The following is a 22,464-nucleotide window of genomic DNA, read 5'->3' as shown; positions in this document are numbered from 1 at the left end:
GGCGTCCGCGGCGCCGCCCCGGGGGAGAAGGCCTCGAGTAAAGGGCCCGCCCCGAAGGCGGCGGGGGGAGAGCCCTTGCCTTTCGGGTCTCTTCCGCCGGGGAAGCGTTCGGCTTGACTTCCCCGCGCCCGCGGAGTGCGGCACCAAGGCCTTCGGGGTGCCGCCCGAGCAGATCGTGGAGATCGGCGTCCAGATCAAATGGTGAGGGCCTTTCATTCCCCCATGCTGTCGATCGCCTTGCGGGCGTTCTCGTTCTTCGGGTTGAGTTCCAGGGACTTGGCGTAGTTTTCCTTCGCTTTCGCCTTGTCCCCGGCCTTGAGGTACGCTTCGCCCAGGCTGTCGTACACGTTGGCGGACGCCGGGTACGCCTCCGCGTTGAGCCGGAAGATCGCGATTGCCTCTGGGGTCTTGCCCTGGCCGAGCAGTCGGTAGCCGAGCAGGTTGAAGCTCTGCTCGGAGAAGCGGCAGTCCGGGGGCGGCGCGGCCCTCAGTTCACGGTAAAGCTCCAGGCCGTCGCTCAAGCCCTTTTCCCGGATGACGCCCTCCACGCGGTGGGCGGCGAGGGTGCCCCGGGGTACGATCTCCCCGAGGAAGGCCGACAGGGAGACCGCGCGGCCGGACGTGTCCAGGACGAAGGTGAAGTGGTCGCCGTTCCCCCGCGCGTCGAGCCACCGCCCCCGCGCGTCGGGCCCGGCGAGGGTGACCCTTCCCCGGCGGGGGAGGTCCAGCACCAGAACGCCGTCCGCCGCCGACACCCGGACCACGGCCTCGGACATGGGGAGCTTGTAGTCGCCGACGAACGGCCGCAGCGCGTCCGGGGTTCCGGCGGCGCCAGGGGCCTCCCCTTCCTTCCGGGGCAGGGTGAGGTTCTCGAAGATGCTCAGCCCCGTGACGGCCCCGGCCGCGTCCTTCTCGAAGCGGACCCCGACCCGGTCCGTCAGCTTCAGGAACCAGATCCCCTCGGGGGACGGCTCCTTGAGTTCGCAGACCATTCGGGCCGGGATGTCCAGCGCCAGGCCGCCGTTCCGGTAGAGGACCCGGAAGACCGCCCGCTCCATCGGCCCGGACTCGTCGGAATAGGACCCGAGGTACGGCGCGTACCGCTCGGGGACCGTCTCCGGCGCCGCCGGCGAGGCGGCGGACGCCGAGCGGTGCTCGAGGATCTCCATCTTCTTGGGCATGAAGGTGGCCTCCTGGCCGAGCCGGATGTGCCCCGCGTCCACGAAGTCGATCTCGTGGGCCGTGGAGTCCACGCTGACCCAGCCGGCCTTGCCCATGTAGATCTCCGTCCAGGCGTGCTGGCCGAAGGACCCGCCGTTGAGGTGGGTGTACATGCAGCCCACCACCATCCGGGCCGGGATCCCCGCGCCGCGGCAGAGGGCCGTCAGCAGGCGCGAGTGGGCGCCGCACTCGCCGGCCCGCACGGTGTAGGTGCCCTTGGCCGTGGCGCCGCCCGGGATGTCGTACCCGATCTCGTCGGCCACCCAGCGGACCAGGCGCTTCGCCGCCTCCCAGGCGTCCTTCGAGCCGGCGGTCAGTTCGCGGGCCCTGGCCACCAGGACGGGGTCGTCGGACTCGATGAACTTCTCCGGGGCCAGGTAGCGGGCCAGGGCGGGGTCGGCGCGGAAGTCCGGCGGGAACGGCGGGGCGTCCTTCCCGTCGTAACGGGCATGGCCGATCTCGAAGACGCCCTCCACCCGGTTGTCCGTCACCGTCCCTTCGAACTTCTGCCCCGGGACGTTGAGGCTCTCCGCCGTGACCCGCTCCCCGGCGGTGTCCAGGACGGCCTTCGCCTTGAGGTAGGTCAGGGACAGCGGGTCGGGGATGGCGACGTTGACCTTGGCGAACATCGACCCGTTCAGGTCGGCGCGCTGGATCCGGTCCTTGACTTGAGCGTCCGTCCGGTAGATCACCCGGTTGAGGAAGGTGATCTTGAGGACCCGGTCCTGCCGGATGTCGAGCCACTGGGTTGTCTTGAGGCCGGTGCCCTGGTTGACCTCCTCCAGGACCACCGTGTCGAAGGCGGCGCCGGCCAGTTCGATGGTCTCCCGAGCTTTCCGGGTGACGACGCTCTTCTGGACCTCGCCTCGCAGGAGGTCCAGCACCGTGTACTCCGCCCGTTCCAGTTTCTTCAGAACGAAGTCGCGGTACAGGTGGGGGTGGGGGCCCAGGCTGCCCAGGATCAGGTCCTCCGGCACGTCGAGGTCCTTGGGGACACCGCCCGCCTTGGGGGTCCAGCGGGCCCGGGGCGGGGTGATCACCGCCGTGGCCCCGACCCGGGTCGTCCCCTGCAGCAGGTCAAGGTCGGCGAAGACGATCCGCTCCGTCGAGGGATCGACGTGGGCGACGGAGCAGATGGTCATGTCCACCCCCGCCCCCATGATCGAGAGCTTCAGGTTCACCACCGCCTCTTCCCGGCGGAGCGCCCGGCCGTTCTCCTCGAAGGGGGTGGTGGTCCCCTCCATGTAGCCACAGAGGGTCCCGTCGATCTCGATGGCGTAGTACTCGCGCTCCGTGACGTCCGCAGGGGACGGGGCCTTCTCCGCCTGACCCACCGCGACGACGCCGGACAGGACGAGGGCGCAGACAACGAAAAACGTCCGTCGAAATGTATTCATGATTCCTCCTTGTCGGGCCAAGCAGCGGCCCCGGGCCTTTGGATGTCCCCGGTTCGGGGCCGATGGGTGTCCTCTCCCTGGGGCGGGAGAGTTTCCTGGCTTCGAATCGAGTGGGTGTCCTTCATTTGAGGCTTCATTTGCTGGCTGTCTTCCCGGATTACCCGGGTGTCCCGGCTCCGGGATGAGTGGGTGTCCCTGGCCGGGCGCGGGGCGGTACGCCTCCCCTGGAGATGCAGCGCGGTGGTCAGCGCGGCGATCAGCCCCGCCAGGACCAGCGCGAGCACCAGCATCCAGCCCTGCTTGAAAGTCGGGTTCCAGATGAGGTCGTAGCCCCAGGTCCACCGATACTGGCGGAAGAGGCACTGCAGGATCTCGTCCCGGAGACCGCCGGCGTCCGGACCGCCGTTCATCATCAGGACGACGCCTTGCCCCGTGGCGGGGTTGTAGAGGATGGCGCTCTCGCCGCCGGTGGCGCTGCTGTAGTGCCGGTAGTTCGGGTGGTCGACGGCCAGGAAACGGGCGGCGGTGGCACGGGACACGAAACGGCTGGAGAGACCCCGGTAAGACCGGCACATCTCCGCCACGAGCCGGGCGAGGTCGGCCGGCGTCGCCCAGAGCCCCATGGCGGCCCGGTCCGGGTAGACCCGCCGTTTCCCCGGCAGGGGGACGCCCCCCACGTGACCGGTGACGGCCCGTTCCCGGAAGTCTGCGGGGAGCGGCTGCTCGAAGGTGGCGGCGTAAAGACCCAGGGGGATGAAGAGGCGGTCCGCGGCGATTTCCGGGAATGGACGACCCTCCAGGTCGGCCATAAGTTGCTCCAGGACCAGGGTTTCCACCAGGAAGCACTGGCCGCCGCCGTGCGGGGTCCCCGGCTCGGCGACGACCCGAACGGGCGGATTCACCGCGGGGGGTTCGCCCGAGAGGACCTGGACCAGCGAAGGGTACGGAGTGCCCGCAGCGTACCCTTCGCTCCGGAACTCGTTCAGCCCGGAAGAATTGAACTCGATCAGCATTTTCGGGGTCACTTTCCGGCGGGAGGTGAAGGTGTTGTCGGGGACCTTCCAGGTCCGGAGCACCTGGTTCACGTCCCTGTCGGGGTCGAGCAATCCCTTTTCCACCAGGATCATGGCCAGGTAGTTGGAGACGATGGCGCTGTTCCCCAGGGCCGGGAAGAGGGTGTCCACCGTGACCGGCTTCCCCAGCCCGGTCTCCGTGACGCCGTAACCGCGCACCCAAGTCACCCGCCAGCCGTCGATCACGGCAATCCCCAGGCCGGGGACCCGGTAGTGCCGCATGCGGGAGGCGAGGCTCTCCGCGGTCCAGGGGGGAAAGGCGCCCTCGGGCAGGAGGCCGCGCTCGACGGCGGCGATCCGCTGCGCGTCGGACCGGGGACCGGCGCAGCCCGTCAGGAGGATCAGCAGGAGCACGAGGACCGCGACACCGAGGAAAAGGGCGAGCGCTTTCATCACGTTCTCCTCCTCACGCCCGGGTGGACGCGGCCGGGCGCTCGATCCTTACGGCCGTCAGAAGGCTGGCCGCCAGCCCGGCCGCCAGCAGCGCGACGGCGGCGGCGGGGGACTGGTAGAGACGGAAAAAGAGGGTCGCCGGGCGTTCGTGAAAACAGTCGAGCAGGCAGAGCAGCTGGATGAAGGTGAGCAGGTAGAGTTGGCACCAGACCGCCCCCATCAGGAGGGCGGCCAGGATCTTGACGGGGCCGACCCGATCGCGGGCCCGGAAGGCGGGCCAGGCGAAGTCGAAGTGCAGCGAGCCGAAGCTCACGGTGAGGAAGACCATCCCGGTCTGGGCCGCCAGGGCCGTGAAGACCGGCGCGTCCAGCCGGACGGCGCCGGGGAGCGCCAGGCCCGCGACGAGGAACAGGAGGCCGTAGGACAGCCAGTGGGCGAGCAGGACCAGGAGGCGGGCCAGGGCGACCCGGTGCCATGACAGCGGGAGGAGGGCCAGGAGGCGGTCCCGCCCCTCCCGCGTCTCCGGGCTCAGGATCAGGGTGACGAGGAACCCCATGAACATGACGAAGAACAGGAGGAAGCCGAGGTTTTTACCCTGTTGCAGGGCCGTGTCGTTCACGCCGGAGAGGGCCAGGAAGAGGAACACCCCGAAGGCGGCCGGGAGAAGGCAGGCCGCGGTAGTGCGATGGTACTTCAGTTCCGCCAAGAGAATTCGCCACATGACGCCCTCCCCTCACGCGAGATACGCCCGCCGCCACGCGAAAGTCCCGACGCTCGCCAGGAGCATCGCGGCCCCGCCGAGGCAGAGGGTCGCCGCGCCCGTCCAGGAACCAAACCAGAAGGTGGTCACGGCGCCGCGCACCGGTTCCGGGGGGGGTGCCCCCGGCAGGGAGCGGATCAGGAACAGGCAGAAGGTCACGAAGAACAGGACCGTCGAGGCGACCGCGACCGTGGACAGGGTGTCCGCCAGGCGGACGGTGCGGGGTCGGCGCCCCCTGCCGAGGCGCTCGCCCAAGTCGTCCAGGCCCATCAACCAGGACGAGCCGGCCCAGAAGGCCCCCGTGAGGGTCGCGAGCGCGCGGGGCCACACGCCCCCGGACCAGAACGTCGCCCAGTCTCCCGCCAGGAGCAGCGCCAGCAGCAGGGTGGCGCAAAACCCCGCCCACTCCAGCACCGGAATCAGCACCCGCGCCAGGCCCACCTGCCGGGGCGTGACCGGGAGCGCCAGGAGGAAGCGGGCCCGCCTTTCCCGCCGCCACGCCCCGTGAGGGGACGTGAGGTGGTGGAAGGCGCCGATCACGGCCAGGTAGGACAGCGCCACGAAGGCCACGGTCATCTTCCGCGGGAAAGGGACCGCCGGCAGGTACAGCAGGTCCGGCAACGCCGTCAGGCCAAGGTAGAGGGCCAGGACCACCGCGACGGCGGGGGCCTGCAGCACCACCCGGTAGGACAGTTCAGCGCGGATCAGGCGCCACATGGCGGCCTCCCCGGAGGATGTAAACGGCGATCTCCTCCACGCCCAGGCGGCTGACCTCCCCGACCTCGACGCCCAGCTCCGCCAGGTGGGCCAGGGTGGCCGCGCCGTCCTCGCTGACCACCTGGTGCTCGCGGCCTTCCCGGCGGTGGCTGACGGTCGCGAGGACGGACAGGTCGTCCCGGTCGGACCGGAAGTTGATTCGCCGCCACGCCCCCTCCAGGTCGGCGGGGGTGGCGCGCCGGGTGACCCGCCCCTCGTCCAGGAAGGCCAGTTCGTCGGCCAGCCGCCGGATGTCCGCCAGGACGTGGGTGGAGTAGAACACCGCGCGTTCCTCGTCCTGGATGACCTCCAGCAGCTCGTCGAGAAGTTCCTGCCGGACCACCGGGTCGAGGCCGGCGGTGGGCTCGTCCAGGACCAGCAGCCGGGGGGAGTGGGCCAGGGCCGCCACCAGGGAGAGCTTCACCCGGTTCCCCGCGGAGAGGTCCCGGGCGCGCCGCTGCAGGGGCAGCCTCAGGCGCGCGGCGAGGGCTCCCGCCTTCCGGTCGTCCCAGGCCGGGTAGAAGCCGGCGAGGAATCGCAGGTTCTCCGCGGCGCTCCACCGCTCGTAGAAGACGTGCCGGTCGCCGACGAAACCGATGTCCTGCTTCCAGGCCGGGTCCCGGGGGTCGTTCGGCCGCCCGAAGACCGTGATGCGGCCGGCGTCCGGCTTCAGCAGGCCCACCAGGCAGTTCAGGGTGGTGGTCTTCCCGGCGCCGTTGACCCCCACGTAGGCCAGGATTTTCCCGGGGTCCAGGGCGAGGTCCAGGGGGCCGAGCTGAAAACCGGGGAAACACTTGACGGTCTGGCAAAACTCGAAGGCGGCGCTCATGATGTCACTCCTTGCAACCCAGGGCGGACCGGACGGCCTCCAGGATTTCCGCCGGGGTCATCCCCTCGCCCCGGGCGATGTCCAGGGCGGGGGCGATCCGTTCCACGAAGCCGGCGCGGACCCGTTCCGTCCGCTCGTCCCGGCCGAGGTCGGACACGAAGAACCCCTTGCCCCGGCGGGAGTGGATCAGGCCCTCCCGCTCGAGGCTCTCGTAACCCCGCTGCACGGTCACCACGCTCACCTTCTGCTCCTGCGCCAGCGCGCGGATGGACGGCAGCATCTCGCCCGCCGCCAGGGCGCCGCTCAGGATCAGGGCGCGGACCTGCCGGAAGATCTGGCTCTGCAGCGGTTCGTCCGAAAGGTCCGTCAGGTTCAGCAGCATGGGTACGCATCCTCTTTCTGTTTTCAACGCACCTACTGTGCTAATACGATATATACAGCTGTCAGGTTTCCGTGTCAAGCGTTTTTTTAACGCCCCCGCAAACTGTCGCAACAAGGGATTTTCCCGCGAATATCGCGAATTTATTCGGGAATCGTGTAGAGGATGGCGGACCGCCGGGCGAGGTTTTGCCCTGTGGAACGGTTTTTCCCGGCGGTGCGCGGGGAAAACGGCGCTCCGTCAGGCCTTCGCGCCGCACTCCCCGTCTCTCTCCAGCCGGCCGCCGCCCGGTTTTCCCGAGCCCGGTGCCGCTTCGCTCCGGAACCTGATCGGAGCCCCTCCGGCGACGAACTTACCGGCGACGAACACGGGGGCGGGGTTTATCGCAAGGTCACGTAGAGGGAGACCTTGAGGCCCTTGAAGGGCGGCATGTAGAAGCACTGGCCCGAGGAGCAGACCTCCCCGCCGCGGACGGTCCCCGCCATGGCCTCGGCATAGGCCCCTTCCCGGATGTTGACCCGGATGCCCCCGCTGTAGAAGTGGTTCCGGTCCATGACCGGCTGGGCGGAGTGCTGGTAGTTGAAGAAGGCCGAGCCGTAGGGCGAAAGCGACAACTGCCACGCGCAGTCCGTCTCGCCGAACTTGTAGGTGTAGACCGTGTAACGCTTGTCCCGGAAGGTGAACTCGGCGCTCAGCCGGTCGGTGAACCGGTAGAGGTACGAGGCGTCCCAGCGGCGGATGGGGTAGGACAGCCGCTTGACACCGTAGACGGCCGAGACGTTCATCTTCTCCCAGAGGTCCTCCGCGCTCACCCCGCCGTAGATCTCGTGGCCCGGGATCCCGAACTCCTTCAGGCGCCCGACGTTGAACTGGAGGACCACGTCGGGGGAGAAGAAGGCGTACTGGCAGTGGAGCATGGCGCTCTCGGAGTCGATCATGTAGGCCGCCTCGTCGGGGCGGTCGGCGGACGGCGGGTTGTTGAGCCCGTTGTCGAAGCTCTTGTACCGCTTCACCTCGAAGGTGACGGAGACGTTCTTCCGGTTGAACCCCACGTTCCCGTAGACCCCGGTGCCGTCGTCCAGGAAGACGTTGTCGAACTCCATCTTCCCGGCCTCGACGTAGTAGCTGAACATCCCCAGGATGTTGCCGCCCTCGGCACTGACGGTCCCCGTGTTCCGGGGGCCCATGAACATGAAGGGCTCGTCGTCCTCGATGCGGGAGACGTGCAGGCCGACCCGGTGGTCCTTCGCAATGTTGACGATGGCCTCGCCGCCGTAGACCTTCCAGGCCTGGCTCTGGAGTTCGTCCTTGACGCGCCCGGCCAGTCCCCGGAACCGCAGGTGCTTCGTCTGGACCTGCACGTCGACCCCGAGGATCGTGCGCTCGCGGAAGGCCTTGTCGTTCTGGAGCACCGAGAGGGTCGCCCCGCGCCCCAGCATGGCGTAGAAGTCGCCGCAGGTGACGTCCACGTGCTCGCTGTCGAACTGGACGTACTTCCGGTACAGCTCCAGTTCGCCGTGGGTCAGGGCGTTGTTGGGGTCCTGCTTGTAGTAGTTGAAGCCCCGGAAGGTGAGCCCGCCGGACCACTGGCCGTACTTCACGAAGAGGGAGGTGGAGTTGAAGTACTCGTCCTGGACGTCCGAAAGCTTGTTGTACTGGTAGATCGTCTCGTTGGTGAAGTAGAAGGTGATGCCCCTGTACTCGAAGCCCCAGGCCGGGGCCGACGCCAGGAGGACGAGGGCCGAAAGCGCGAGGGACCGCCTCATTTCGAGAGTTCCTCGATCTTCCGGATGACTTCCTTCTCGTCACCCGGGGTGTAGCCCGTGTGGGTGTAGACGATGTTCCCCGACTTGTCCACGATCAGGGTGAAAGGGATCTTGGCCTCGGGGTTGAACATCTTGTTCACCTTGCTGTCGGTGTCCAGGAGGACCGTGAAGGTGAAGCCCTTGCCCTGGACGTACTGCTTCACGGCGTTGTAGGCCGAGGACTCGTCCACGGAGACGGCGAGGACCCGGACGTCGGGGTACTTCACCTGGATGTCTTGGAACTTCTTGAGGGAGAGCTTGCACGGCCCGCACCAGGTCGCCCAGAAATCGATGATAAGGATGTGCTTCCCCAGGACCTCGGAGGCCTTGAACGCCTTGCCGTCGAGGGTGTTCAGGGTGAAATCGGGCAGCGCCCCGGGCAGCGCCCAGCCGAACGCCAGGCACGTCAGCCCGGCCAGCACCAGCAGTCGTCTCCGCATCGTGCACCTCCAGGGTTTCGCTCGGTTTTCCCGGGGCCCGCCGCGGGCGCCGGAGAACCGGCCACTATACAAGGATTCACGATGGGAGAGAAATGTTTTTTTCGGGAGAGGGCTACCCGCGCCCGGGGCCGGAGGGGGGACGGAAAGGACCAAGGGACCCAAAGGACATAAAGGACTTGAAGGACAAGCCAACCCTCACGATCCTGGTTCTGGATGTCCCTTTGGTCTTTTGGGTCCTTTTGGTCCTTCAGTCCTTCGGGCGCCCTCAACCTTGCGGGGCGGCTTCGGGCGGGGGGGCGTCCGGTGCGGGTCTCGCCCGGGCGACACAGACACGGTTCTTCCCGGTGCGCTTGCCCTCGTAGAGGGCCTCGTCGGCGCGCTTGAGGGTCTCGTCCATGTCCTCGACCCGGTCGTAGAGGCAAACCCCCAGCGTGATGGTGATGTCCAGGCGGACGTCGTGGTACACCACCGGGCTTTCCGCGATGCTCCGGCGGATCTTCTCCGCGACGGTCACCCCCCCGTCCAGGTCGGTGTCGGGGAAGATGAAGAGGAACTCCTCCCCGCCCCATCGGCCGATCAGGTCGGCCCGCCGCACCGCGGACTGCATCCGCTCCGCCGCGGTCACCAGGACCAGGTCGCCGCAGTCGTGGCCGTACTGGTCGTTCAACTGCTTGAAGTCGTCCAGGTCGCCCATGGCGACGGCGAAGGGTTTCCCCCAGCGGGCCTGGCGGACCTGCTCCAGCTTGAAGCGCTCGATGATGTCCCGCCGGTTGGAGAGACGGGTCAGGGGGTCGGTCCGGGCGGCCTCCTCCAGGGCGTGGGAGGCCATTTCCAGTTTCTCGTGCGCGTCCCGGATCTCGTTGAGCGCCTGGAGCGTCCGGTCCTTCTCCCGCGCCAGGCTGTTGAGCATGCGCGCCTTGTTGATGGCCGACACCGCGTGCTCGCGCAGCCGGTGCAGCTTCCGGACGTCGGAGCTGTCGAAGGCGTTGGGGTCCTCCATGTTGTCGAGGATCAGGAAGCCCTCCGTGCGGCCCTCGAGGTTCACGGCCATGGCCAGCATGGAGCGGGGGACGGGGATCTCCGAGACCCGGTCGCCCGCCGCCGCCGCCTCCACCGAACGGATGAGGAAGACGTCCTGCTCGATCCGGTCCGACCGGGCGGTGTACCGGGCCATGGCCTCGTCGTAACCGAAGGAGACCCGCCGGACCTTTTCCTCCTCGTAACCGACGGAGGCCGCCACGCGGAACGTCCCCGAGCTTTCGTCGAAAATCAGGAACCCGCCCTTCTGGGCCCGCGGAAAGAGGGCGATGGCTTCCCGCAGCAGCGCGTGGAGCACTTCGTCGAGTTCGATCGCGCGGTTGACGATCTTGACGATGGTGTCCATGGTCTCCAGTTCGTTGTTGCGGGCCTGCAAGTCGAGCGTCCGTTCCTCGACCAGGGCCTGGAGCTGCGCGGCCTTCCGCTTCAGGTGCGCCAGGCGGAGGCGGAAGAGCATCCACCCCGCCACCACGGCGGCCAGGACGCACAGGATGACGAACAGGGAGGTCTGGTGGAACCAGGGGCGGAGTTCCAGGGCGAAGGAGGCCTCCCCGGGGTTCCAGACCCGGTCGGCGTTGCAGGCGGTGACCCGGAAGGTGTAGCGCCCCGGCGGAAGGTTGGTGTAGTAGGCGCTCCGTCGGTGCCCCGCCGTGACCCAGTCCGGGTCGAACCCGTCGAGGCGGTACTTGAAGAGCATGCGTTCGGGGTAGAGGAAGCTCAAACCGGTGTACTGCACCTCGAGGTTGCCTTTCCCCGGCCCCACCTCGAGGGGTTTTCCCAGCGGCTGGGGGACGCCGTTGACGGTGACCCGCTCGATGACCACCGGCGGCGGGATGGGGTTTTCGGTGATGTTCAGGGGGTCGATGACGGCGACGCCGCGGAGGCTGCAGAACCAGATGCGCCCGTCCCGGGTCCGGCACCCCGCCGGCTGGGCCGGGCCCGTGGCGGGAATCCCCTTGAGCGACTCGTCGCTGCCGAAGGGGACCTGCTGAACCGAGGGACGCCGGCCGTCGAAGCAGTCGAGGAGGTCCTGCTTCCGCACTCGGTAAACCCCCCGGTTGCTGTTCATCCACATGTAGCCCAGGCCGTCCTCCACGATCTGGAAGGCCACGTCGCTGAAGAGGCCCTTCTGGGAGGTCAGGGTCTGGAAGCGGCCGTTGCGGAACAGCACCAACCCGCCGTCGCTGGTGCCGATCCACAACCGGCCGTCGGCATCGGGGTGGATCGTCCAGATGGAGTTCTTCGCCAGGCCCGAGTGCACGTCGAAGACGGTGACCTTCCCGTCCTGGACCCGGTTGATCTCCCCCGCGTAGGTGCCGATCCAGACGGCCCCCGCCGAATCCTCCACGATGGCGTAGATGAAGTCGTCCGACAGCCCCTCGTCCCTCCCGTAGTGGGCGATCACTTTCCCGTCCTTCAGGACATCGACCCCCTTTCCGTCCGTCCCCACCCAGACTCGCCCCTGCGAATCCACGCAGACCGCCCGGATCACGTTGTGACAGAGACCGTCCCGGGTGGAATAGACCGTCACCCGGTCGTCCTTGAGCCGGTGCAGGCCCCCCCCGTAGGTCCCGAACCAGACCGAGCCGTCGGGCGACCCGGCGATGGACCAGACCCGGTCGTTGGCGAGGCCGTCCTTCAGCCCGTACACGCGAAAACCGGCCGGGTCGTGACGGACGATGCCTCCCCCCACCGTTCCGATCCAGAGGTTCCCGGAGGCGTCCTCGCAGACCGAGCGCACCTGGTCGACGGGGAGGCCGTTCCGGCTGTTCCAGAGGACGAACTTGTCGTCCCTGACCTGGACGGCCCCGCTCCGGTAGGTCCCCACCCAGAGGCTGCCCTCCCGGTCCTCCATGATGGAACAGATGCGGTTCAGGGCGTCCGAGCGGAGGGACAGCACCCGGAAACGGCCGCCGGAGAACCGGACGAGGTCTCCCTCGGCCGTGCCCAGCCACAGCAGGCCGTGGCGGTCACGGAACACCACCCGGATGTCGGCGTTCGGCAGGCCGTCCCGGGTGCCGATGACCCCGGTGACCCCACCGTCCAGGACCGCCACCCCGGCGGTGGTGCCGGCCCAGACCTTCCCGCCGGGCATGGTGCAGAGGGACCAGACCGAATCCGAGGGCATCCCGGCGGCGGTGTTCAGAACAGACAACCCTTTCGGCGTCAAGCGGTAAACGCCACTCCCGTTCGACCCCGCCCACAGGGTCCCCTGCTCGTCCTCGGCCAGGCAGGAGATGAAGACCCCGGAGAGGGCGGCGTGGCCCGGAAAAGCCTTGATGACTCCCGCTTCCAGGAGGTTCAGCCCGCTCTTGGTGCCAATCCAGATCCGGTCCGACCGGTCCTGGAAGATCGCCTGGACCGCGTCGGACGTCAGGCCGTCCCGGGTGGTGTAACTCCGGAACTCCCCCTGGAAATGCCGGACGAGCCCCTTGGGCGTGCCGATCCAGAGCCCGCCCTGCCGGTCAGCCAGGAGGGCGTGGATCGAGTTGTGCTGCAGGGCGGGGGTGTTGTACTTGTCGAAGGTCACGAACCGGACGCCGTCGAAACGGGCGAGGCCGTCGTAGGTGCCCACCCAGAGGTAACCGTCCCGGGTCTGGACGATGGCCATGGCGGAGTTCTGGGGAAGCTCGTGGGCGGTGGTCTTCATCTCAACCACGTACTGGGTGACGTCCCGGGCCGGGTCGAGGGGGTGAGCGAAACCGGCCGCCACCAGGGCCAGGACCAGGACGAAAAGGCCCCGGCGCCGCACGACGGGGCGGACGCCGCCCCGGGGCCGGAAGGAGGCCCGGGGGAGCGGCTTGGACACGGGAGGGGTGAGCGTCATCCGGCCCCCTCAGCCCGTCATCGGGTCGGGGCCGCTGTCGAGGACCCCCCGGACTTTTCGTGCCAGCGCTTCCGGTGAGAAGGGTTTTTCCAGGAACTCGGCGCCGGCCAGGAAGACCTTGTGGGAGGCGATCATCGTGTCGGAGTACCCGGAGATGAAGAGCACCCGGATGCGGGGCCGCTCCTGCCGCAGCGTCCGGGCGAGTTCCCCCCCTCCCTTTCCCGCGAGGACCAGGTCGGTGATGAGCAGGTGGATGACCCCCTCGTGGGCCCGGCTGACCCGGAGGGCCTCCTCGTAACCGGAGGCGGTCAGCACGCGGTATTCCCGCTCCGTCAGCAACCGGGCCGCGAGGCGCCGGACGGAGTCCTCGTCCTCCACCAGCAGGATGGTCTCGTACCCCAGCTCGGCGACGGGGGGCGGGCTGACGCCGGCGGTCTCGGGGGCCCGGGCCTCGAGGTGGGGGAAGTAGATGCTGATCTCCGTCCCGGCCCCGGGCTCGCTGGAAACGAGGATCATCCCGTTGAAGCCCTTGACGATCCCGTAGACGGTGGGAAGGCCCAGCCCCGTGCCCTTGCCCTTTTCCTTGGTGGTGTAGAACGGCTCGAAGAGGTGCTCCATGGTCTCGGCGGACATGCCGCACCCCGTGTCCGAGACCCGGAGAAGGGTGTAGGGGCCCGGAACCAGGTTGATCTGGGTCCGGCAGTAGTCGGCGTCGAGGACGACCCGGGCGGTCTCGATCCGGAGGATGCCGCCGGTGGGCATGGCGTCCCGGGCGTTGACGGCGAGGTTCATGATGACCTGCTCGATCTGCCCGGGGTCGGCGTTGATGCAGCCCGCGTCCGGCGCCGCCTCCACCTCGAGCCGGATGTCCTCCCCGATCAGCCGCCGGACCATGTTCTCCATGTCCTTGAGGACCTTGTTGATTTCCATCTGGACGAGGCGCCGGGATCGCTGCCGGCTGAAGGAGAGGAGCTGGCGGGCCAGGTCCGCGGCCCGTTCCCCCGCCTTCTTGATCTCCTGGACCTCCTGGCACATGGGGTGGCGTTCCCCCAGACCGATGAGAAGCAGCTCGGAGTAGCCGGAGATGGCCGTCAGGATGTTGTTGAAGTCGTGGGCGATGCTGCCCGCCAACCGCCCGAGGGCCTCCATCTTCTGGGACTGGAGCAGCTGGGCTTCCAGCTTCCGCCGCTCGGTCATGTCCAGGAGGTAGGCCCGGATCTCCCGGATGCCGCCCTGGGCGTCCAGGGTGGCGACAGCGTTCTGCATCACCTGCACCGCTTTGCGGTCCGGCCGCAGCAGCTCGGTCTCCATCAGTTCCACTTTCCCGTTCTCGCGCAGGAGGGTGGTGAACTCGTCCCACCCCGCCTCGGTGGGAAACAGGGAGGCGATGGGGGTGTTCATGGCTTCCATCTCGTCGTCGAAACCGAAGAGGCTGCAGTAGGCGGGGTTGCAGTCCAGCAGCGCGCCGTCGGGCAACGCGATGTAGTTGGCCGCCACGTTCTCGCGGAAGAACCGACGGTAGCGTTCCTCGCTCCGCCGGATGGCCTCCCGGTCGCGGCAGTGGTCGAGGGCCGACCGGATGGCGCCGCCGAGGCGCCGGTAACCGCCGCCGGTCCCCAGCACGAAGTCGGCGGCCCCCGACCGGATCGCCTCCACGGCGGTCTCCTCGTTCGCCTCGGACGAGCAGATGATGACGGGGCAGTCGGGCGCGCGCTGCCGAACCGCCTCGAGGACGGAACGCCCCGGGTCCCCCCCCGGGCCGTACCGGGTGACCACGACGTCCACCGGCCCCGCCGCCAGGGCGTCCCGGATCGCCTCGGGGGAGTCGGCCTCCAGAAAGCGGGCGTTCTGGAAATCCCGGGCGATTTCGCCACTGATCAGGGCACGGTTCGCCGCGACGTCGTCAACGAGGAGAATCCGCAGGCCGGCACTCATTTTTCCTCCGAGTAACATTCCCATTATAGCCGCCGGGAGGAGGAGAATCAATCCCTTTCCTTTTCCTGAGCTTCCGGTTTTTCTGGCGCCGGCCGTGTTTTCCGGATAGAATGGGGCCCATCCGCAGCCGCACCTCGACCGCGGCGCATCGGACAGGAGGGAACATGGAACCGACCGTCGGCATCGTTCTCATGATCATCGGCGCCCTGGATTTCATCGTCATGCCGAAGGTCCTCACCTGGTCGTGGAACCGCTCGGGGCAGGAGGTCCCGAACCGGGGCCTCATCCTGAACCTCCTCCGGTTGAGCGGGCTCACGCTGGTGGTGGCCGGCGTTCTCATCCGGACCCGGGTCATCACCTTCGGCTGAAGGCTCGGCGGGCGATGCGGAAAATCACCTTCACGGCGGGGGACGATGAAATCGGGATGCGTCTCGACCGCGCCGTGCTCTTCCACGTGGAGGGGACCAGCCGTTCGCGTCTCCGGCAGTGCATCGAGGACGGCTTTCTCCGGGTCAACGGCCTGAAGGCCAAGGCGGCCCAGGTCCTGCGCCGGGGCGACCGGGTGACCCTGGACCTCGCACCCCGCGAGGCCCCCCGTCTCGAAGCCGAAAACATCCCCATCCGCATCCTTTACCAGGACCAGTGGTTCGCCCTGCTGGACAAGCCGGCGGGCATGGTGGTGCACCCGGGGGCGGGCGTGTCCGGGGGGACCCTCGCGAACGCCCTGGCCTACCACTTCGGCGAGCTCCCCGGCGCCGACGTCCTTCGCCCGGGGATCGTCCACCGGCTCGACAAGGAGACCTCGGGGCTCCTCCTCGTCACCCTCACCGAGGAGAGCCAGCTCGCCTTCTCCCGCCTGTTCCACGACCGGAAGCTGCACAAGGAGTACGCCGCCCTGGTGCACGGCCACCTGGAGGGCCGTCACGGGCGGATCGACAAGCCCATCGGGCGCGACCCCTACCGCCGGACCCGGATGAGCACCCGGGCCCCGAACGCGCGGCCCTGCCTGACCGAGTGGTTCGTGGACCGGGAGTATCCGGGGTTTTCGCTCCTCCGGGTGGTCCTCCACACCGGGCGGACGCACCAGATCCGGGTCCACCTGGCCTCGGCGGGCCACCCGGTGGCGGGGGACGCCACCTACGGCGGCAACCGGCACCTGAACATCCGGGACGCCCGGCTGCGGCGGGCGGTGGAGGGGATGCACCGGTTCTTCCTCCACGCCTGGAAACTGGGGTTTCACCACCCCTTCACCGGCGAGGACCTGGCCTTCGAAGCCCCGCTGCCCCCCGAGCTGGTCAGCGTTCTGAACGTGCTGGAGACCGCGTGAACGGCCCGCCGACCCCCGCCGGCCGCCCCGCCGTGGCGTCCGCCCGGGTGGCGGACTACGAGCCCGGGGCCGTTCGGGACGCCGTGGCCGGCCTGGTGGGTCGGCTGGGCGGCATGTCGCGCTTCGTCAAGCCGGGTCAGCGGGTCCTCGTCAAGCCCAACCTCCTGGCGCCCATGCCCCCCGAGAAGGCGGTCACCACGCACCCGGCCGTGGTGGACGCCGTGCTCGCCCTGGTCGTCGGGGCCGGGGGGAAGCCCGTGGTGGGCGACAGCCCCGGCGTGGGGCGCACCCAGACCGTGGCCGCGGCCTGCGGCCTCCTCCCGGTGCTCGAGAAGCACGGCGCCCCCCTGGCGGACTTCACCACGGAGGTGGTGACCCACCACCCGGAGAACACCCTGGGCAAGGTCCTGACGGTGGCCCGGGCGGTCACGGAGGCGGACGTCCTCATCACCCTGCCCAAGCTCAAGAACCACGGGCAGATGATCCTGACCTGCGCCGTCAAGAACCAGTACGGCCTCGTCCCCGGCGTGCTGAAGGGGCAGTACCACTTCCGTTTCATGGACGCGGACCGCCTGGCGGACCTGATGGTGGACCTGAACCGGGCCTACCGGCCGGCCCTGGCGGTGATGGACGCGGTGACGGCCATGGAGGGCGACGGGCCCAGCGGGGGCGACCCCCGGCACGTGGGCGTCCTCGCCGCCTCGGACGACGTGATGGCCCTGGACCTCTTCGCCTGCGGCCTCATCGGGCTCGACCCGGACCTGGTGCCGACGGTGCGGGCGGCCCGCCGCCAGGGTTTCGGGCCCGGCCGCCTCGAGGACGTCGACGTTTGGGGCCCGTCCGCGGAGGCGCTGCGGGTCCCCGACTTCAAGCCGGTGGGGCACCTCCACGACGTCCTGCGGATCGCGCCCCTGCCGCGCCCGATCCTGCGATGGATGCGCCGGCAGTGGGCGCCCCGGCCGGTCATCGTCCCCGCCCGCTGCGTCGGGTGCAACCGCTGCCGGGACGGCTGTCCCGTCACCCCCACCGCCATCGACCCCGCCTCGTCGTGGCGGGGCAAGGTGGACCGTCACCGGTGCATCCGGTGCTACTGCTGCCACGAGTTCTGCCCGGCCCGGGCCATCGAGCTGAAACGCTCCGTCCTGGACCGCACCCTGAAGATCAACCGGACCCTGAACCGCCTGGGGGACCTGGCCGCCCGCCTGGTGCACCCCCGCCGCCGGTGACCGGGCGGGGAAGGGGCCCGCGAAAGCGAACGATGCCGGAGGACACCCCATGCACCCCCGACTGAAGAGCGTCCTCGTCGGACGCTGGTCCTGGAAAAGAATGCTGCTGCTTCCCTTCATCCTCTACGGCGCCCTGTACCTGTTCGCCCTCCTCTTCGCGAACGGGATGATCTTCGTGCCCCCCGCGCCCACGTACCGGGACCTGCCCGGGCAGCTCCGGCTCCGGGCGCCGGACGGCACGCCGATCGCCGCCCTGTTCCTCGAGGGGAACCCCGGGGGGAAGGTCGTCCTCTACAGCCACGGCAACGCCGAGGACCTCGGGGTCAGCCTCACCCTCCTCGGGGCTTTCCAGGCAGCCGGCTACTCGGTGATGGCCTACGACTACGAGGGGTACGGCCGGAGCGGGGGCTCGCCTTCCGAGACGAACTGCTACCGCGACATCGACGCCGCCTACGAATGGCTCACCCGGGACCGCGGGGTGGACCCCTCGCGGATCATCGCCTACGGACGCTCGGTGGGGAGCGGGCCCTCCGTGGACCTCGCCGCCCGGCAGCCGGTGGGCGGCCTGGTGGTGGAGAGCGGCTTCACGTCCGCCTTCCGGGTCCTGACCCGCTGGAAACTCCTCCCCTTCGACAAGTTCGACAACCTGGCCAAGATCGGCCGCGTCACCTGCCCGGTCCTCTTCATCCACGCCACCGGGGACCGCATCGTCCCCGACCACCACGGAAAAGCCCTTTACGCGGCCGCCCGGCAGCCGAAACGCTTCGTCTCGATCGACGGTTCGGGGCACAACTCGCTCTTCTTCGACGCCGGGGACCGCTGCCTGGCGGAGATGCAGCGCTTTTTCGGCCAGTGACCGGGAGGGACCACGGATGTCCGAGGCGGCCATGAAAACGCTTCTCCTGGCAGTCATCACGCTCCTCCTGCTCCCGGGTTGTGACCGGCCCCGTTCGGCGGGTCCGGGGCCGGGATACGCGGAAGACGCCGCCGGGTACGGCGAAGGCGGCGGGAAGGGAGACCCCTTCACGGCGGCGCGGTTCGCCATGGTCCGGGACCAGATCGAAGGCCGGGGCGTCCGGGACCCGCGGGTGCTCCGGGCGATGCGGGCGGTGGAGCGGCACCGTTTCGTCCCGCCGGAGTGCGTCCCGAGCGCCTACGAGGACCACCCGCTTCCCATCGGGTACGGGCAGACCATCTCCCAGCCCCTGATCGTGGCCTACATGACGGAGAAGGCGGCCGTGAAAACCTCGGACCGGGTCCTGGAGGTGGGGACGGGCTCGGGCTACCAGGCGGCGGTCCTCTCGCTCCTGGCGAAGGAAGTCTACACCGTCGAGATCCTGGAACCCCTGGCCCTGGAAGCCGCCGACCGGCTGAAAAAACTCGGGTACGCCAACGTCGTCTGCCGCGTGGGCGACGGCTGGAAGGGGTGGCCGGAGAAGGCGCCCTTCGACGTCATCCTGGTCACCGCCGCACCGCCCGAGGTCCCCCCCGATCTCGTGAGGCAGCTCGCCCCGGGCGGCCGGATGGTGGTCCCGGTGGGGGGGACGGGCGAGACCCAGGAACTGACCCTCGTCACCCGGGACACGGAGGGGCGGGTCGGGTACGAAACGCTCCTGCCGGTGCGCTTCGTGCCCCTGGTGCACGGCGCCCGGTGAGCGGGTTCGAAGAGGCCCAAAGGACGAAAGGACCTAAAGGACCAAAGGGACCAAAAGGACCAAAAGGACGGAAGGGATGAAACGGAGAAATCGCTCTTTTTGTCTTTTTCGTCCTTTTCATCCTTTTCATCCTTTTCGTCCTTTTTTCTTTCTCGTTCTTCCCGTCCCTTGGGTCCCTTTGGTCCTTTTGGTCCTTTCGTCCTTTCCCCCCCCGGCGGCCGCGAATTCCGGCTGACGGCGCTTTGCCCCCTTGCGGTTTTTTTCCCCCGGCCTTATCATGAAAGCACGAATGCGCCATTCGCGACGCGCGACCCGCCGGGGGTAAACACGTGCAGCCGACCTTGGGACACCTTTTCGGGCTGGAGATCCACACTTACGGGGCGGCGGTGTCCCTCGCCCTGGTCGTCGGCGTCACGCTGGCCCTGTGGCTGCGGCCGCGGGACACCCTGTCGGCCGGCGACGTCCTGAACCTGAGCCTGATCGGCCTGGGGGCCTACGTCGCCACCCCGGCCCTGGCGTTTTTGGCCGGCGCGCTCCATGCGGGCCGGGTCCCCTCCGAAGGCCACTTTTCATTCGTCCCCACCGCCCTGCTGGCCGCCGCCGGGTTCGCCGTCTACGCGCGGGTACGTTCCATCCCGCCGGTCCCGGCCCTGGACGTGCTGGTCCCCATCCTCGCCGTCTGTTTCGGTGTCGTCCGGTGCCTGGGCTGCTATCTCGCGGGGTGCTGTCACGGGGCGCCGACCACCCTGCCGTGGGGGGTGGTCTTCCCGCCCGGCTCCCCGGCGCACGCGCTGTACCCGGGAACCCCCGTCCACCCGGCGCAGCTCTACCTCGGGTTGAGCGCCCTGGCCGTCGGCGCCCTGGCCCTGGCGCCGCCGGTCCGGCGCCGGGCGGCGCCGGGCGTGGCCGCCGGCGCCGCCCTGGGAACGACGGCGGCCGTCTACCTGATCGTGACCTTCCACCGGGGCGACATCCCCCCGGACCGTCTCCCCTGGCTGCGCGGCGGCGCGGCGTTCCTCGCCCTGGCCGCCCTGGCGCTTCCCCTGGCGGGCCGGAAGGCCGGCCTTCGCCCCGTCCCGCCCACCCCATCCACGAGGAGGAAAAAATGAAGTACCGCACTCAACTGATCGTGCTCCTGGCGTTCGCCGTCAGCGCCCCCCTGCTCATCGGGGGCTGCTCGATCTCCAGCATCCTGGGGCGGAAGATGTCGGAGCCGGGTGGACCGGATTTCTCCCTCCGGGGAATGGTCACCAACGCCGGGGAAGTCTCCATCGAGGGGTGGTTCGGCGGAACGCTGCCCCGACAGGAGGAGGCCGTGCCCGGGTCGGTCACCCTCCAGGACCTCTACAAGGACGAACACCGGAACGATGGGTCCTTCTACCGAAGCCGGACCACCATCAAGGCCCCGGGGGTGGCGCCCGCCGGGTTTGTCGGCGTGGCCATCCTCCAGGTGCCGGCGGGCTGTTCGGTGTTCACGGCCGCATACAACGACTACCATGGGCACGTGGCCCCCCTCACGGTTTACCCCAACATCCCCTCCCTGCCCCTGACGGGCTCGACGAGCCTGAATGCCGAGACCGGCCAGGAGTTTGCGGTGGTCCGGGTGCCCGACGGACTGGTCCCCGACTACGGTTCCCCCGAGCAGTGGTTCGAGATCTCCCTCGACTTCTACCGGCCCTCCGGGCAGACCGGGCCCATGGCCCTCAAGGGGATCGTGGCGGCACGGTACGAGTTCGACGGCCAGACCTACTACCTGCCCCTCTGCCCGGCCGTCACGCGGATTGAGGATGTCCCCGTCGTCACCGTCCAGGCGGGCAGCTCCCCGGCCGAGATCACCATCCCCCCGGCGATGGCGGTGCCTCCCCCGGGAGGGACGGCCGTTTACGACCTCGGGGGGGGCTTCACCTACCGCCAGCTCTACTTCCCCCGGCTGGCCTTCGAACCGGGGGTCACCGACGAGGGGTACGGCTTCGTGAACGTGGGGGCCCAGGCGGACCAGGTGGAGTTCCGGGCCTACGGCGCGGACGGCTCCCCCGTGGGGACCCCCAACACCCTGGCCTGGCCCGCGGGCGGCCAGGGGGCCTACCAGGCCGACGGCCTCTTCGGTCTCACCGGGGCCGCCACGGCCTGGGCCACGGCCAAGGCCGGCAAGACCGGGATGCGGGGCTTCTTCCTCAGCCAGCTCTTCGGCCCCTCGGGGCTGGCCGGCCTGGACGGCGCCCCCGTTTTCAGCGAGACCTTCGCCGAAGGCTACGTTCCGCGCGTCCAGGGGACCAACGGCTACACCACGCGCATCATGGTGGCCAACCCCGGCCTGACCCCCGTCAACGTGACCTTCACCGGCCTGACCGGCACGGGGACGGTCGCGGGGTCCACGGTGCCCGTTCCCGCCCTGGGGGTCCACACGGCCGACCTGGGGACGATCTTCGCCGGCAAGGCCCCCTTCGACGGGGCGCTGAAGATCGTGGCCAACGAGGGCGGGGTGGTGGCCAATGCCAACATCCGCTACGGGAGCGCCGCCATCGCCTCCGTGAACGCCGTCGACGTCACCGAGGCCCGCAAGACCCTGTTCGCCTCCCACGTGGTCTCCTTCACCGGGGTCTTCGGCACCCGGCTCCACGTGGTCAACCCCACGGCCACGGACCACGCCCTCACCCTGACGCCCTACGCCGAGAACGGGACGGCCCTGGGGCCCCCGGTGAATCTCACCATCGGGGCGAACCGGGCCCTGACCCTGGACGAGTCCCAGATGGGGCTGCCCGCCGGGAGCAACGTCAACGGGTGGCTGAAGGTCTCCTCGCCGGACGTCACCCCGGAGCCCGCCTTCCTCGGGGCCGTGACCTTCGGCCACCCCGGGGACCATCACTACGAGTCCACGCTGCCCCTGCAGGCGGACGGCCTCTGGGACCTCTACTTCGCCCAGGTGGCCACGGGGAATGTCGGCGGCATCCACTGGGTGAGCGGCCTGGCCATCGTGAACCCGAGCCCCACGGCGTCGGCCCAGGTGACCATCACCGTGCACAAGAGCGATGGGACCGTGAACGGGACGCCGGCGGTGCGGACCCTGGCGCCCGGCGAGAAGTACGTGCGGGAGCTGGCGGCCATCGAGGGGATCGGGACGCTGGAAAACCAGGCCAGCGGCTACGTCCACGTCCACGCGGACCAGCCCGTCATGGCCTTCGAGCTGTTCTACAACCAGCAACTCGACTTCATCAGCGCCGTGACGGCCCAGCGCTGACCTGGATCTGCGGCAGCGAGTCTTCGAGCTGCCGCTTTCTCCGGACTTCCCACGTAATGTCAAGCACTAAATTGTCGGGTGGTACCCGACGATTTATCTGCCTGGATGTTCTTTCCATTCATTCGGTTGATGTCGAAGAGGGTTCGGTTCTGTAACATCACAGAA

17 protein-coding genes are annotated in these 22,464 nt (G+C 69.0%); 7 read left to right on the top strand and 10 right to left on the bottom strand.

What is annotated here, in order from left to right; all coding sequences use genetic code 11:
- Positions 1-212 precede the first annotated feature (212 nt).
- From KA419_17365 to KA419_17320, 10 genes are all read right to left on the bottom strand, one after another.
- On the bottom strand, positions 213-1,349 hold the full coding sequence (locus tag KA419_17365; GenBank protein MBP7867703.1) for a tetratricopeptide repeat protein: 1,137 nt from the start codon (positions 1,347-1,349) through the stop codon (positions 213-215).
- Between the two features lie 1,265 nt (positions 1,350-2,614).
- On the bottom strand, positions 2,615-4,084 hold the full coding sequence (locus KA419_17360) for a beta-lactamase family protein (GenBank protein MBP7867702.1): 1,470 nt from the start codon (positions 4,082-4,084) through the stop codon (positions 2,615-2,617).
- Between the two features lie 13 nt (positions 4,085-4,097).
- Complete coding sequence (locus tag KA419_17355) at positions 4,098-4,805, bottom strand: hypothetical protein (GenBank protein ID MBP7867701.1); 708 nt, start codon at positions 4,803-4,805, stop codon at positions 4,098-4,100.
- 12 nt (positions 4,806-4,817) lie between these two features.
- On the bottom strand, positions 4,818-5,561 hold the full coding sequence (locus KA419_17350) for a hypothetical protein (GenBank protein MBP7867700.1): 744 nt from the start codon (positions 5,559-5,561) through the stop codon (positions 4,818-4,820).
- Entirely contained in the window at positions 5,539-6,429 is an 891-nt protein-coding gene (locus KA419_17345) for an ABC transporter ATP-binding protein (GenBank protein MBP7867699.1), read from the bottom strand. Before KA419_17345 ends, KA419_17350 begins: the two co-directional genes overlap by 23 nt.
- Before the next feature lie 4 nt (positions 6,430-6,433).
- Positions 6,434-6,811 (bottom strand): GntR family transcriptional regulator, encoded by a 378-nt coding sequence (locus tag KA419_17340; protein MBP7867698.1) that lies wholly within the window; start codon positions 6,809-6,811, stop codon positions 6,434-6,436.
- Positions 6,812-7,188: 377 nt separating this feature from the next.
- Complete coding sequence (locus KA419_17335) at positions 7,189-8,574, bottom strand: hypothetical protein (protein MBP7867697.1); 1,386 nt, start codon at positions 8,572-8,574, stop codon at positions 7,189-7,191.
- Positions 8,571-9,053 carry a TlpA family protein disulfide reductase gene (locus KA419_17330; GenBank protein MBP7867696.1) on the bottom strand — a complete coding sequence of 161 codons (483 nt, stop codon included), beginning with the start codon at positions 9,051-9,053 and terminating at the stop codon, positions 8,571-8,573. Before KA419_17330 ends, KA419_17335 begins: the two co-directional genes overlap by 4 nt.
- A 265-nt stretch (positions 9,054-9,318) precedes the next feature.
- Positions 9,319-12,918 (bottom strand): diguanylate cyclase, encoded by a 3,600-nt coding sequence (locus KA419_17325; GenBank protein ID MBP7867695.1) that lies wholly within the window; start codon positions 12,916-12,918, stop codon positions 9,319-9,321.
- 9 nt (positions 12,919-12,927) lie between these two features.
- Positions 12,928-14,853 (bottom strand): response regulator, encoded by a 1,926-nt coding sequence (locus tag KA419_17320; GenBank protein MBP7867694.1) that lies wholly within the window; start codon positions 14,851-14,853, stop codon positions 12,928-12,930.
- Between the two features lie 164 nt (positions 14,854-15,017).
- Here KA419_17320 and KA419_17315 point away from each other — a divergent pair, with 164 nt between their 5' ends.
- From KA419_17315 to KA419_17285, 7 genes are all read left to right on the top strand, one after another.
- The gene (locus KA419_17315) at positions 15,018-15,221 is read left to right on the top strand and encodes a hypothetical protein (GenBank protein MBP7867693.1); all 204 of its coding nucleotides are present in this window, start codon (positions 15,018-15,020) and stop codon (positions 15,219-15,221) included.
- Between the two features lie 14 nt (positions 15,222-15,235).
- A complete protein-coding gene (locus KA419_17310) occupies positions 15,236-16,180 on the top strand; it encodes an RluA family pseudouridine synthase (GenBank protein MBP7867692.1) in 945 nt (314 codons plus the stop codon).
- Positions 16,177-17,406, top strand: a complete 1,230-nt coding sequence (locus KA419_17305) for a DUF362 domain-containing protein (GenBank protein ID MBP7867691.1) — start codon at positions 16,177-16,179, stop codon at positions 17,404-17,406. Before KA419_17310 ends, KA419_17305 begins: the two co-directional genes overlap by 4 nt.
- A 49-nt stretch (positions 17,407-17,455) precedes the next feature.
- Positions 17,456-18,262, top strand: coding sequence for an alpha/beta hydrolase (locus KA419_17300; GenBank protein MBP7867690.1), 807 nt, complete (start codon positions 17,456-17,458; stop codon positions 18,260-18,262).
- 16 nt (positions 18,263-18,278) lie between these two features.
- On the top strand, positions 18,279-19,061 hold the full coding sequence (locus KA419_17295; GenBank protein ID MBP7867689.1) for a protein-L-isoaspartate(D-aspartate) O-methyltransferase: 783 nt from the start codon (positions 18,279-18,281) through the stop codon (positions 19,059-19,061).
- A 329-nt stretch (positions 19,062-19,390) separates the two neighbouring features.
- On the top strand, positions 19,391-20,170 hold the full coding sequence (locus KA419_17290; GenBank protein ID MBP7867688.1) for a prolipoprotein diacylglyceryl transferase: 780 nt from the start codon (positions 19,391-19,393) through the stop codon (positions 20,168-20,170).
- Complete coding sequence (locus tag KA419_17285; protein ID MBP7867687.1) at positions 20,167-22,299, top strand: hypothetical protein; 2,133 nt, start codon at positions 20,167-20,169, stop codon at positions 22,297-22,299. The genes KA419_17290 and KA419_17285 overlap by 4 nt, the downstream gene beginning before the upstream one ends.
- The last annotated feature ends 165 nt before the right edge of the window (positions 22,300-22,464 follow it).

It is taken from the genome of Acidobacteriota bacterium, assembly GCA_018001935.1.
Taxonomy (GTDB): Bacteria; Acidobacteriota; JAAYUB01; order JAAYUB01; family JAAYUB01; genus JAGNHB01.
This window is presented reverse-complemented; position numbering and strand designations above follow the sequence as displayed.